The organism is Polynucleobacter sp. HIN11 (assembly GCF_030297675.1).
Classification (GTDB): Bacteria; Pseudomonadota; Gammaproteobacteria; order Burkholderiales; family Burkholderiaceae; genus Polynucleobacter.
The window spans coordinates 528,337-541,427 of sequence record NZ_AP028142.1 but is presented as its reverse complement, the minus strand read 5'-3'; the positions used below and the strand labels follow the sequence as shown (position 1 = coordinate 541,427).

Annotated in this window: 14 protein-coding genes; all 14 read right to left on the bottom strand. The window is 48.2% G+C overall.

The window, feature by feature from the left end:
- Positions 1-5: 5 nt before the first annotated feature.
- Genes QUE60_RS02820 through pyrH form a run of 14 tightly spaced genes read right to left on the bottom strand, consistent with a single transcriptional unit; the run spans position 6 to position 13,087 of the window.
- Positions 6-833: a TrmH family RNA methyltransferase gene (locus tag QUE60_RS02820; protein WP_286227166.1), complete on the bottom strand. Its 828-nt coding sequence runs from the start codon at positions 831-833 to the stop codon at positions 6-8.
- Positions 826-1,407 (bottom strand): ribonuclease HII, encoded by a 582-nt coding sequence (gene rnhB, locus QUE60_RS02815; RefSeq protein WP_286224342.1) that lies wholly within the window; start codon positions 1,405-1,407, stop codon positions 826-828. Before rnhB ends, QUE60_RS02820 begins: the two co-directional genes overlap by 8 nt.
- Before the next feature lie 6 nt (positions 1,408-1,413).
- Entirely contained in the window at positions 1,414-2,574 is a 1,161-nt protein-coding gene (gene lpxB, locus QUE60_RS02810) for a lipid-A-disaccharide synthase (protein WP_286227165.1), read from the bottom strand.
- 6 nt (positions 2,575-2,580) lie between these two features.
- Positions 2,581-3,375 carry an acyl-ACP--UDP-N-acetylglucosamine O-acyltransferase gene (gene lpxA, locus QUE60_RS02805; RefSeq protein WP_286225855.1) on the bottom strand — a complete coding sequence of 265 codons (795 nt, stop codon included), beginning with the start codon at positions 3,373-3,375 and terminating at the stop codon, positions 2,581-2,583.
- Positions 3,375-3,821: a 3-hydroxyacyl-ACP dehydratase FabZ gene (gene fabZ / locus QUE60_RS02800; protein ID WP_286224339.1), complete on the bottom strand. Its 447-nt coding sequence runs from the start codon at positions 3,819-3,821 to the stop codon at positions 3,375-3,377. Before fabZ ends, lpxA begins: the two co-directional genes overlap by 1 nt.
- A 19-nt stretch (positions 3,822-3,840) precedes the next feature.
- Positions 3,841-4,914, bottom strand: a complete 1,074-nt coding sequence (gene lpxD / locus QUE60_RS02795) for a UDP-3-O-(3-hydroxymyristoyl)glucosamine N-acyltransferase (RefSeq protein ID WP_286224338.1) — start codon at positions 4,912-4,914, stop codon at positions 3,841-3,843.
- Between the two features lie 5 nt (positions 4,915-4,919).
- Complete coding sequence (locus QUE60_RS02790) at positions 4,920-5,453, bottom strand: OmpH/Skp family outer membrane protein (RefSeq protein WP_286224336.1); 534 nt, start codon at positions 5,451-5,453, stop codon at positions 4,920-4,922.
- 11 nt (positions 5,454-5,464) lie between these two features.
- The gene (gene bamA / locus QUE60_RS02785; protein WP_286227164.1) at positions 5,465-7,777 is read right to left on the bottom strand and encodes an outer membrane protein assembly factor BamA; all 2,313 of its coding nucleotides are present in this window, start codon (positions 7,775-7,777) and stop codon (positions 5,465-5,467) included.
- Positions 7,778-7,806: 29 nt separating this feature from the next.
- Positions 7,807-8,931, bottom strand: coding sequence for a M50 family metallopeptidase (locus QUE60_RS02780; protein WP_286224334.1), 1,125 nt, complete (start codon positions 8,929-8,931; stop codon positions 7,807-7,809).
- A 2-nt stretch (positions 8,932-8,933) separates the two neighbouring features.
- Positions 8,934-10,142 (bottom strand): 1-deoxy-D-xylulose-5-phosphate reductoisomerase, encoded by a 1,209-nt coding sequence (gene ispC / locus QUE60_RS02775; protein ID WP_286224333.1) that lies wholly within the window; start codon positions 10,140-10,142, stop codon positions 8,934-8,936.
- A gap of 15 nt (positions 10,143-10,157) precedes the next feature.
- Positions 10,158-10,991, bottom strand: a complete 834-nt coding sequence (locus tag QUE60_RS02770; protein ID WP_286224332.1) for a phosphatidate cytidylyltransferase — start codon at positions 10,989-10,991, stop codon at positions 10,158-10,160.
- A 5-nt stretch (positions 10,992-10,996) separates the two neighbouring features.
- Entirely contained in the window at positions 10,997-11,785 is a 789-nt protein-coding gene (gene uppS, locus QUE60_RS02765; RefSeq protein WP_286227163.1) for a polyprenyl diphosphate synthase, read from the bottom strand.
- 18 nt (positions 11,786-11,803) lie between these two features.
- Entirely contained in the window at positions 11,804-12,364 is a 561-nt protein-coding gene (gene frr, locus QUE60_RS02760; protein ID WP_108508077.1) for a ribosome recycling factor, read from the bottom strand.
- A 12-nt stretch (positions 12,365-12,376) separates the two neighbouring features.
- Positions 12,377-13,087, bottom strand: coding sequence for a UMP kinase (pyrH, locus tag QUE60_RS02755; protein ID WP_286224330.1), 711 nt, complete (start codon positions 13,085-13,087; stop codon positions 12,377-12,379).
- Between the last annotated feature and the right edge of the window lie 4 nt (positions 13,088-13,091).

The window sequence follows — 13,091 nt, the reverse complement described above, 5'->3', positions numbered from 1 at the left end:
AAGGCTCAGGAATTAAATTGCCCTCGGGCCCGCAGGGTTTCATACAAACAAATGGCGGCGGTGCTCGCCACATTTAAAGACTCCAGCTGTGGATTTTGGGGAACCCGAATTAGAGTAGCTTGTCCTAAAAGTCCTGGAGAGACTCCTTGCCCCTCATTACCAAATACCCAAGCAACTGGCTTTTGTAGACGCTCTTCGATGAAATACAGTGAGTGCTCCGCGCCCATGGTCGTTGCCAATAAGGGTGCCTCAATATTACTGGTCACGGCATCGATGCTTTGTGCCTCATAAAAAGTCAGGTAACGATGTGCTCCCATGGCCGCACGAAGCACCTTCGGCGACCAAATATGGGCAGTTCCAACCGTACACACGATTTGATTGAAATGACAAGCTAAAGCGGTACGCAAAATCGTTCCGACATTCCCAGCATCCTGAATAGCATCCAGAATTACAGTGTCACCGAGCAGATTCTTTGCAATAGACTTTGGAGATTCAAGGCGAACTAAGCCCATGATTTGCGGAGCATGCTCTAGCTCGCTGATAGAGGACCATAAAGACTCATCAAGCAGCTGGATCTCAACTTCTGGGCATTGCTCACAATGAACATCAATAATCGCTGCAATCTCTGTATTTGCGAGTGCTGATGGAGTAGTCAGGATGCTCTGTAAACGCGGGTCGCCTTGCCAGACTTGGAGTAAATGAATGCCTTCCATGACCGCAAGCTGATACTCCTGGCGAGCCTTCTGCCCCTTGCTACCCGCTTGCTGAAGTTGACGAATGCGCTTGAGCAAATGATTTTCTTTAGAAGAAATAACACCCTTGGAGTTATGCATTGATGAGCTCCCGAACCGGCCCAAAGGAGCGTCGATGATCCGCGCATGGGCCATAGTGTTTAAGGGCTGCAATATGGGCCTCGGTGGGATAGCCCATATGCTGATTAAAGCCATATTGAGGAAATTGTTCATGCAGGATTTGCATCTGTTGATCGCGATGCACTTTAGCCAAGATCGATGCAGCTGAAATGGCCGGCTCTTTTGCGTCTCCCTGAATAATTGCACGCGCTGGTATAGGTAGGGATGGGCAACGATTACCATCGATGAGCGCTTCGCTTGGCCACTCACCCATTCGATCAACTAGGGACTGTATCGCTCGTTGCATGGCTAACATGGTCGCTTGCAAGATATTGAGCTCATCAATCTCTTGGGGGGATGCTTCGCCAATACCCCAAGCCCTTGCCTTTGACACAATTTCAGCATAAAGCACTTCACGCTTGGCAGGGCTTAACTTTTTTGAGTCTTTAAGTCCAATAATGGGTTGCCGGGGATCCAGTACGACCGCTCCAGCGACAACTGCACCAACCAATGGACCGCGCCCTGCTTCATCAACTCCGCAAATCCAAATACTCATGGTGAACTATGCTCTCTCACGCAGGGTTTGCTCAACTGCTTGGGCCACTAAAAGCCCAGTTGGCCTCTTCAGTATTCGATGCAGCTCTTCAAAACGCTTTTGAAGTTTTTGAACGGCTGCCGGATGATTTAGCCAATTCATCACTTCGCGAGCCAAGGCCTCGGGTTTGGCTGCATTTTGTAAAAGCTCGGGCACCACAAACTCGCCACACAGAATATTAGGCAAACCCACGTATGGCAAGTACCCTTGTCGTTTCATAATCTGGGCCGTTAGCCAGGGCACCTTATATGAAATCACCATGGGTTTTTTCCAAAGCGCCGCTTGTAGGGTTGCGGTCCCGCTGGCGATCAAGACCACATCGGCAGCGGCTAATGCTAGGTTGGCATCCCCGTCCAATAGGATCAATTGGACATCGGGATGACTGGCCAGGAGTTGCTGCTGTAAACGCTCAATAGCAGGTCGTAAATGTGGTGCGGCAATAGGAAGAACAAAATGAACCTTCTGGCCCTTCAATTGCTTTGCCAGAATGGCGATGGTCTCAAAAAATAGTGGGCCGATTAACTCAATCTCCGACTGACGACTGCCTGGTAACACCGCAATAGTGATGCCATCAATACCTAAATCGTTCTTTGCTGCAGCTTGATCCACAATTTCTGGGATCTCGCTGGCTAAGGGGTGGCCAACATAGCTTGCAGCAATCCCAGCCCTCTCATAAATCTCTGGCTCAAATGGAAACAGGCACAGAACCCGATCGACCGCGCGAGCAATTTTATGAATGCGGCCACCTCGCCAAGCCCAAATGGATGGGGAGACTAAATGAAGCGTTGGGACTCCATGCTGCTTTAAGCGGGTCTCGACCCCGAGATTAAAGTCAGGCGCATCAATGCCTAGAAAGATATCAGGCCGTTCGACCTTTAAAAGATAGTGCAGCAACTCGGAGCGTAATCGCAAAATAGCAGGTAGTTGCGCAAGCGCTTCAACGTATCCACGCACACTTAAGGTCTCCATCGGCCAACGGGAGATAAAACCTTCTGCTTGCATAGCAGGTCCGCCAATCCCAAACATCCTGAGATCACGGGTGTACGGTATTTGCTTTAGGGCTGAAAGCGCAGGGGCTGCGATTAAATCCCCAGACGGCTCTCCTGCAACACAAGCCAGACTCGGCAAAATCAGTTACCGGATAATGCCGCGACTGGAGGCGGCTAAGAATTGATGAAACTGAAGCAAGGCTTCTTGGGTTTTGACATCCGCTTGCTGCTTTGCCATGGCGTCGATCGCAACTTTTGCCTCTTCAAAACTCAGCCCATCTTTGTATAAAACCTTATAGGCATTACGGAGCTCCATAATCGCCTCCGGTAAATAGCCGCGGCGCTTTAAGCCCTCGACATTGATTCCATGGGGTCCAGCTTTATCGCCCGCCGCCATCACAAATGGGGGGATATCTTGTACAAGTGCCGAGGCCCCACCTAACATCGCATGCGCCCCAATACGAACAAACTGATGAACACCCGACATTCCACCCAGAATCGCCCAATCTCCTACTTCAACATGCCCGGCAATTTGGGCGTTACTTGAGAAGATGGTGTGATTACCAATTTGGCAATCATGCGCAATATGTACATAAGCCATGATCCAATTGTCATTGCCGATTCGAGTGATGCCCTGATCTTGCGCAGTACCCGTATGAATGGTCGTGAACTCCCGAATCGTATTGCGGTCACCAATGATCAATTGGGTTGGCTCGCCACGGTATTTCATGTCCTGCGGTTCGCCGCCGATGGCTGCAAAGTGACCAATCCGATTATCTTGTCCAAGGCTTGTATGCCCTTCAATCACGGAATGCGAACCAACCGTGCAACCTGAACCCATGGTGACATGAGGCCCAATCACAGCATAAGGTCCAATAACGACGTTATCGGCTAATTGCGCCTTGGAATCAACGATGGCACTTGCATGGATTGTGGCCATTACACACTCTTCTTTCGAACCGCACAGGTAATGGATGCCTCAGCTGCTAATTCATCTTGGACGGTCGCTTTAACCTGAAACTTATAAATACCAGCCTTACCGCGCTCAAATGTAGCGTGCATGATGAGCTGATCACCAGGTAATACGATCCGTTTAAAACGCGCGCCATCGATTCCAGCAAAGTAATACACATCCTCCGGGTCATGCTCTTCAGAAAACGTCAAGAGTGCTGCGGTTTGAGCTAGCGCTTCAATAATCAGGACACCTGGCATCACCGGAAAATCTGGAAAATGACCCTGAAAGAATGGCTCATTCATCGTGACATTTTTCAATGCCTTGATGGTTTTTCCGGGATCTAACTCAATAACCCGATCGACCAACAAAAAGGGATATCGATGAGGGAGTAGTTTCAGAATCTTGTGAATATCAATCACTGCTTGACTCATAGCATGTCCATAAAAGTTACTAATCGGGTTTACTAACCGAATCGGATGCTTTACCTTCAAGGCTTCGAATCCGCTCCCGTATTTTATCCAGTCCGCGCAAAATCGCTGCATTTCGCTCCCAGGCAGAATGGGGCATTGATGGGAATACACCGGTAATGTGCGTACCGGGCTCCGTTATAGAACGAATCACGGGGGTGCCACCCGATACGGTGGTGCGGTCTGCAATCTGAAGATGACCGGCAAAGTTCGCATTGCCACCAATCACACAGTAATTACCAATCGTGGTACTGCCAGCGATGGCAGCACAACCAGCAATCACGGTATGAACACCAATCACTACGTTGTGCGCAATTTGGACTTGATTGTCGATCTTACAGCCATCCCCAATCGTGGTGTTCGCCATTGCACCACGATCAATCGTCGTGCAGGCCCCCACTTCAACATCCTGACCAATCCTTACCCCACCTGTTTGTGGGATTTTGAGCCATTGACCGCCATGTGCTGAAAAGTCAGGAGCAAAACCAAAACCATCAGCCCCTATCACGGCACCGCTATGAATAATGCAACGATCGCCAATTGTGCAATCGTGATAAATCGTAACGTTGGGGTAAATGAGGCAATCATCACCCAAGGCGGCGCCCTCACCAATACTAATTTGACCCAGAAGAACCACACGCTCTCCTAAACGAACACCGGGGCCAATTTGCACAAAGGGTCCAATATGGCATGAGGCAGGAATCGTGGCCGTTTTATCCACGACTGCCATGGGACTAATTCCTGGGGGGTAGATTGGAGTACTTTGCTTCGCAAACCACTGCGCCATCTTAGCGAAGCTGGCATAAGGATTTTTTGATACCAGATAACTTGTCTTTGTAGTCTGAGAGTGCCCTTGCAGGAACTTTAGGTCTGCTTCACTGACGATTAATGCACCCGCACTACTATCAAGTGCCTGTTGGCGATAGAGAGGGTTCGATAAAAAAGAGAGCTCGTCAGATTGGGCTCGCTCAAGCGGAGCAAGCCCGCGCAATAATCGGGAACCATCCCCCACCAAGCTAACTTGAAATTGTTCGGCTAGCTCGATGGCAGTTGGCATGTGAATTACTTCAGATTATTTAATACCCTGATAACCTCATCGGTCACATCAAGTCTTGGATTGAGGTACGCTGGGGGTTCTTGAAAAATCACATCGATCTTACGCTGTTCAGCCACCTGCCGAATGGCAAGATTAGCCTTTTCAGCAATTTTTGCTCGCTCTTCCGCATTACGTTGATTGGCATCATCGTTTAACTCGCGATTCTTGCGTTGCAACTCACGGTCAAAGTCGGCCAACTCCCTCTGCTTGCGAATTCTCTCAGCCTCAGGCATCACGGCAGCCTCTTTATCTAATTTCTCAGCAGCAGCTTTAATTTTCTGAGCACCATCCCGAATTTCATTCTGACGTTTCGCAAACTCATTTTGCAAACGCGATTGGGCGGCTTTTGCCATATTGGACTCAACAAAAATCTTCTCGGCGTTCACAAACGCAATGCGAGGAGCAGTCTCTTGGGCAAAAGCAACAGAACAAATACCCGTCAAGAATGCAGTTATAACTAATTTAGACCCTTTGGTCATTAATCCCTGAATCATCATCATTTTCCTTACAATTAAAACGCTGTACCCACTTGGAACTGCAATCTTTGGATTCTATCAGTAGGCTGTGCATTTACCGGTATGCCGTAGCTAAATTTTAATGGTCCCAATGGGGAAATCCAAGACAAGCCAACACCGTAAGAGTATTTCAGGACTAAATTGATGTCCTGAAAGGCATTACCGCCGTCCGCAAAGGTAAAGAGGCGTAAGGTTTTGTCTGCCCCCGAACCCGGGACTGGGAAGGTATATTCCACATTGGTAACGATCTTCGATTGACCGCCGGTTGGCAAGAAGGTACCGGTTGTGGTGTTGAAATAAGTTGGACCCAAGGAACCCGGGGCATAACCCCTAACTGATCCAATACCGCCGACGAAATAGTTCTTGGTAATGGGGTATGGCTTATTACCGTAGGCTTCTCCATAACCAACCTCGCCATTAAAAGACAAGATATTACCTTTAGAAAATGAGTGGTATTGCTGATATTGGGCATTTAACTGATAGTACAGAAGATTGCCCAATGGTGTTCCAACCTCTGCAGACAAGCGTTGCAATGAACCTTTTGATGGAATGAGTGCGCTATCACGACCATCACGCGCCCAGCCCACATTCACTGGAATATTGTAGGTTTGCAAACGACTGGGGATGGTTTGACCCCAATCCTGTACATAGGTTTGGTAGGGTTGCGGGGTATTTTGAGTGACGTAAATATCAAAAAACTCGAGCGCCGTTCCATAGAACACCCGATCAACCTCAGTGTAAGGCACCCCAAACTTCAAGTTCGTACCAAAAGACTTGATCTGATAGTCAGGATCACCCACGTAATACAGCGGCTTATTGGAGCGATAGAAAAAGTCGGTGTAACGACTAATACCATCCTCAGTAAAATAAGGGTCAAATTGTGATAGGGCCAAGGATTGATTAATTTTACCGAGCGAGAAATTAAGACCAATACTGGTTCCAGTTCCAAACGCATTCTCTTGGTTAATACCTGCACTCAGAATTAACTTTTCAGTAGAAGAAAATCCAGCACCAATCGAAATCGCACCCGTTGGCTTTTCCTCAACCTTCACGTTCACATCGACTTGATCGGGGGAGCCGGGAACATCGGAAGTGGTGATTTCACTATCCTTCACATAGCCGGTTCGACCAATCCGCTCCTTCGAAATTCGGATCTTTTCACTATCAAACCAGGCACTCTCAAACTGTCGCATTTCTCGCCGAATTACCAGATCCCGTGTCTTTGAGTTCCCTGTAATTTCGACTTTGCGCACATACACGCGCCGACCGGCATCAATGACCAGCGTAATATCCACCTCGTTTAAATCACGTCGGATATCGGGCTGCGGATTAATCACCGCAAAGGCATAGCCATACGAACCCAACTTCTCAGCGATGGCCTTGGTACTTTCCGCTAGTTTTGCAGAGGAGAAAGTATCGCCAGCTTTGATCTTCAATAGAGACTGGAACTCTTTTTCCTTGCCAAGTAATTCCCCAGCAAGACTAATGTTCTTGACAGTAAATTTATTGCCTTCACGAATACTGATGGTTAGATAGATATCGCGCTTATCGGGGGTAATAGAAACCTGGGTGGATTCAATCACAAACTCGAGATAGCCCCGATTGAGGTAATACGAACGAATGGTCTCGAGGTCAGCGGTTAGCTTTTGCTTTGAGTACAAATTATCTTTGGAGTACCACGATAACCAACCACCGGTTTGAAGCTGCATCTGACTGCGCAAAGTACTCTCACTAAATACCTTATTGCCGATGAAATTAATTTCCTTAATCTTGGCTACTGGTCCTTCATCAATATTGAAGAAGATCGCCACTTGATTGCGAGCTCCTGGGGTAACCGTTGTAACCACCTCAGCAGCAAACAATCCCTTACTCACATATTGACGCTTGAGCTCCTGCTCTGCTTTATCAATTAAGGCCTTGTCATAAAAACGTGCGTCAGCTACCCCGACGCTTCGCAATGATTTGCGGACCACTTCAGGGTCAAACTCCTTCATACCCGTGAACTCAATACGAGAAATCGTGGGGCGCTCGTCCACAATCACAATTAAGACATCACCTTGCGCCTGAATCTGTACATCCCGAAAAAATCCAGTGGCATACAAGGCTTTAATTGAATCAGCTGCCTTTTCAGGGGTAAAACGCTCACCCACTTGGACGGGGAGATAGCTAAATACGGTACCAGGCTCAACCCGCTGCAAACCCTCAATCCGAATGTCTTTGACGATAAATGAGTCCGCAGCCAATGCTGACTGAGTCAATCCTACATTGGCCAACAAAATGATGCAAAAGCACGAGGCTAAATATTGCATCAGGCGGTTAGGAAGTGACGAAAAACGGATCATGAAGACAGAAATAAGCGTTGTAGATCGTTAAATACAGCAAATAGTGTGAGCGCAATAATTAATATAAAGCCAAAACGCTGGAAAACCGCTTGCAACTGAGTGGATAAGCGCTTTCCAGAGACCAACTCCCATGCATCATACAGGAGCTGACCACCGTCCAGCATTGGTAAAGGGATGAGGTTTAGCAATCCAATACTAATACTGAGAAGTGCTAGAAAAGAAACGAAGGATTGCCAGCCAAACTGGGCCGATTTGCCCGCCATATCGGCAATACTAATCGGACCACTTAGCTGTTTTAAGGAGGTCTCCCCGGTAATTAAGCCAATCATCATTCGGGTCGAGACTTTGGTAATCAACCAAACCCGTTCACTGGCATAAACCAGAGAATCGATTGGACCGAGCTGGAGCTCAAACCACGTAGACCCTCCATCGGCATCTTTGCCTGGAATGGGTAGGATGCCCAAACGCGCAAAGGGATCTGTACCCGGTGACAGACGAGGCAGAGCATCTGCCTTAAATTCCACGATGTGGCGCTTACCAGACTCCGCCTCCAGCTCCAATGAGAAGCCACGCTCCGCAGTGATTGCATCCAATAAACGCCAGCGTAAATCATTCCAGCTCACAATTGGTATAAATTCGTCATCGCCTGCAGTCTTCCAAGCCAAAATCTCATCACCCTTTTCCATATCCAACTGGGCTGCCATGGTTTGCTCAGCAGGCGCCTGTATTTGTGCAGGTAATTGGGGTACGCCATTGATATAGATGAACGCCAGCAGAATGATTGCCAATAAGAAGTTCGCTAGCGGACCGGCAGCCACAATGAAGGAACGCTGCCATAAGGGCTGGTTATCAAAGGCTACGGCTTGCTCTTCAGCTGATATCTGCTGCTCCGAATCACGTCCATCCAAAAGCTTCACATAGCCGCCCAAAGGAATCGCGGCAATGACCCATTCGGTTCCAGATTTTGATTTCAGAGTTAGAAGTGGCTTGCCAAAGCCAACTGCAAACCGCAGCACCTTCACCCCGCACATCCGAGCGGCGCTGTAATGGCCAAATTCATGAAAACTCACCAAGATCCCAATGGTGATTAAAAAATAAAGAAGTGTTGAAATCGCTTCCATGCTTAATGGCGTGCAATCCAGTCACTGGTTCTAAGGCGAGCCTCTCGATCAACCGTTAAAACCTCATCCAAGGATCCTGCCTTTTGGCCGGGAAACTGATTAAGCGCGAACTCAACGGCCTGCGCAATTTTCAAGTATGGCAAGCGGCCTTCTAAAAATGCAGCGACGGCAATCTCATTCGCAGCATTTAGAACCGTGGGGCTTGTCCCCCCTTGCCTCGCAGCAGCAAAGGCAAGACCTAAGCACGGAAAACGCAAAAGATCAGGTTCGGTAAAGTGCAAACCAGATAACTGAGTCAAATTGAGAGGCGCAACACCAGCATCAATTCGATTAGGCCAAGCCAAGCCAAATGCGATGGGTGTGCGCATATCTGGCTGTCCGAGCTGAGCCATGACCGAACCATCTCGATAGCGCACCATGGAGTGCACTACGCTCTCCGGATGAATGAGCACCTTAATTTGCTCGAGGGGCAATCCAAATAACCAATGCGCCTCGATTACCTCAAGGCCCTTGTTCATCATGGTTGCAGAATCAACTGAAATTTTGCGGCCCATTACCCAATTTGGATGAGCGCATGCCTGATCTGGCGTGATATTAGCCAACTGATCAATTGGGGTATTTCGAAAGGGTCCACCAGAAGCCGTTAACCAAATTTCCTCAACCCCCAAACGTTCTTTCATGCTCGAAGTATTTTTTGGACTGGTAAAGTGCGGCGGCAAGCACTGAAAAATTGCATTGTGTTCACTATCGATTGGCAATAACTCTGCGCCACCTCGGATTGCGGCATTCATAAAAATATCTCCGGACATCACTAGAGATTCTTTATTCGCAAGCAGTACCCGCTTACCGAGCTCAGCCGCGCGTAAGGTGGGCAAAAGACCCGCAGCACCAACAATAGCCGCCATCACGGTATCGCAGTCGCTCTCTGAGACTGCGGCAATGAGACCCGCCTCACCATGATGCACAGCAATCGTTAGGCCTTTACCTTCGAGTAATTCTTTTAGGGTGTTGGCATCAGCGGCCGAGTGAACCACTGCGATCTTGGGTCTGAACTCCAAGCACTGCTCTGCCAAACGTTCAATTTGCCGACCAGCAGTGAGTGCGCTTACCCTAAATTGATCACGATGAGCCCGAACCACATCAAGCGTATTCATCCCGATTGATCCGGTAGATCCTAAAATACAGAGATTGCGGGCGATAGGGTCGTGCATAAGCAAAGTCTTTTTTTAGCTTCTCACTATTATCGAGAATAATGCAGCAATTGGCATGACCGGCAGTAAAGCATCGACACGATCCAAAAATCCACCATGCCCTGGTAATAAATGGCTGCTGTCCTTTACTTTTGCGATCCGCTTGAGTTGCGACTCAAATAGATCTCCCATGATGCTGTAAGCCACCAAAACTGCAGTCATGAGAAGCATCCAGCCCCAGCCCCATTTCGATTGATACGATCCAAATAGGGTATCGTTCACCGGTAAATAGTGTGCGCAGCCAATGGCGTACCCCAAACATATGGCTAAGCCACCGAGAGCCCCTTCCACAGACTTACCTGGACTAATTTGGCTTGCAAGCTTTCGTCGACCAAAGGACTTGCCAACAAAATAGGCGCCAATATCAGCAAGCCAAACTAATATCAATGCGCTTAATAACCACCCCAAGCCGATTTCACGAAGCAAATCCAAAGATAGCCATGCGCTCGGCAAAATAATGAAACCAAGAACGCTAAAAATAAATCGCCACCGTGACAGCGAAAGATGAATCCCTTGGGACAAGATCATTGGCATACCAATGATCCAAAACGCAAGCGCGATACTCAGTAATGCGATTTCTACCGTAGGGATTGCAAAGAGCCATAGGAAAAGAACAACCATGGCGCACACCAGTGCATAAAAATAGGCTGCATACGATGCATGGGGGGCAATCAAGCGACTCCACTCCCAAGCCGCTGCCACTAGGATTAATAAAAATAATCCAGAGAGATAGATTGGGGGTAGCAAAAACAATACTGGCAACAAAATGGCCAGCATGATGATGGCAGTTACGATCCGAGTTTTAAGCATGCCAATTAGACGGCATCGGAGAGGGAAATGGGGTTGGACCCTTCCGCCAGCTGGGCACTGGTGCGACCAAAGCGACGCTCCCGCTGGGCATACCAAAGAAATGCTTTTTGTAATTCAGCGGCATCAAAGTCTGGCCAAAGAATATCTGTGAAATACAGTTCGGTATATGCCAATTGCCACAAGAGGAAATTACTAACCCGCTGCTCACCACCCGTACGAATAAATAAATCAGGCTCGGGTGCATAGGCCATCGAAAGATGGGGGGCCAACCACTCCTCAGAAATGCCATCTGGATCAAGATGTAGGTTTTGCGCTAGTGCTTTTTGCATCGCTTGCAAGATATCCCAGCGCCCACCGTAATTAGCGGCAATCGTCAGGGTTAAGCGATTGCAATCTTTCGTTTTTTCTTCCGAGAACTCGACCATTTCGGTAATCGCACTTCCAAAGCGGCTAAGGTCACCAATCATCTTCAGACGAATATTATTTTCAGCAAGGCGAGCAACCTCTTTACGAAGGGATTTCAGAAAGAGTTTTGTTAAAAATCCCACTTCCTCAGGGGGTCTACGCCAGTTCTCTGAACTGAAGGCAAATAAGGTCAGATATTCAACGTTTTGCTTGACGCACTCCTCAACCACCTTACGTACCGCCTCAAGCCCTTCTGAATGCCCAGCAACGCGCGGCATAAATCGTTTAGTTGCCCAACGACCATTGCCATCCATGATGATGGCTACATGCCTGGGAACACTACCAACGGCAGGAACTGCAAGCGTAGAGCTGGTAGCTGCTTGGGTCATGTGACCAAATCATGACGGTTAAACCGTCATGATTTCCTTTTCCTTCTCAACGACCAATTTATCCACATCTGCCACAAATTTATCGGTCAGTTTCTGGATCTCATCCTGAGCACGACGCTCATCATCTTCCGAGATCTCTTTATCTTTGGTTAAACGTTTTAAATGCTCATTGGCATCACGTCGCAAATTCCGAATTGCTACTTTAGTCTCTTCGCCTTCTGCTTTCACGACTTTGGTCAGCTCTTTGCGACGCTCCTCAGTTAAGGGGGGCATTGGCACTCGAATCACCGTACCCTGAGTTGCTGGATTTAGACCGAGGTCCGATTCGCGAATCGCTTTCTCAACCACCGCGACCATATTTTTTTCCCATGGGGTCACATTAATGGTGCGCGCATCGGCTAGCCCTAGATTAGCCACTTGCGAGATTGGCGTGGGATTGCCGTAATAATCCACCATTAGGTGCTCCAAAATACCAGGGTTGGCACGACCCGTTCTGATTTTTGCGAGATTAGCTTTAAATGCCTCAATTGACTTTTGCATTTTTTGATCTGCATTGGTCTTTATTTGTCCAGCCGACATGCCACTCTCCTTTTAAACGTGAACTAGGGTACCTTCTGGCTCGCCCCGCACAACACTTAATAATGCACCTGGTTTTAAGATCGAAAACACGCGGATAGGTAATTTTCGATCGCGGCATAAAGCAAATGCAGTTGCATCCATCACCTGAAGATTTTTAATGAGGCACTCATCAAAAGTAATAGTGGAATACAACGTTGCACTTGGATCTTTATTAGGATCGCTGCTGTAGATACCATCCACCTTAGTTGCTTTGAGCATCACCTCGACACCCATTTCCGCGGCACGCAATGCGGCAGCAGTATCAGTTGTAAAGAATGGGTTACCGGTACCAGCAGCAAAGATCACAACCTTGCCCTCTTTCATGGCTCGAATGGCTCGCGGCCGAATATAAGGCTCGACCACTTGATCCATTCGCAAAGCAGACTGCACTCTTGCCTCAACGCCTTTTTGTCTTAGCGCATCTTGTAAGGCCAACGAGTTCATCATGGTGGCCAACATCCCCATGTAATCAGCCGTGGCCCGATCCATCCCAGCTGCACCGCCTGCTACACCACGAAAGATATTTCCGCCACCAATCACGATGGCGATTTCAACGCCCAATTGAACCACCTCAGCGATTTCGGTGACCATGGAATCAATCGTTTTCGGATTGATTCCATAGGCATCATCACCCATTAGGGCCTCGCCCGATAACTTCAGTAGAACGCGTTGATATCCCGGCATATAC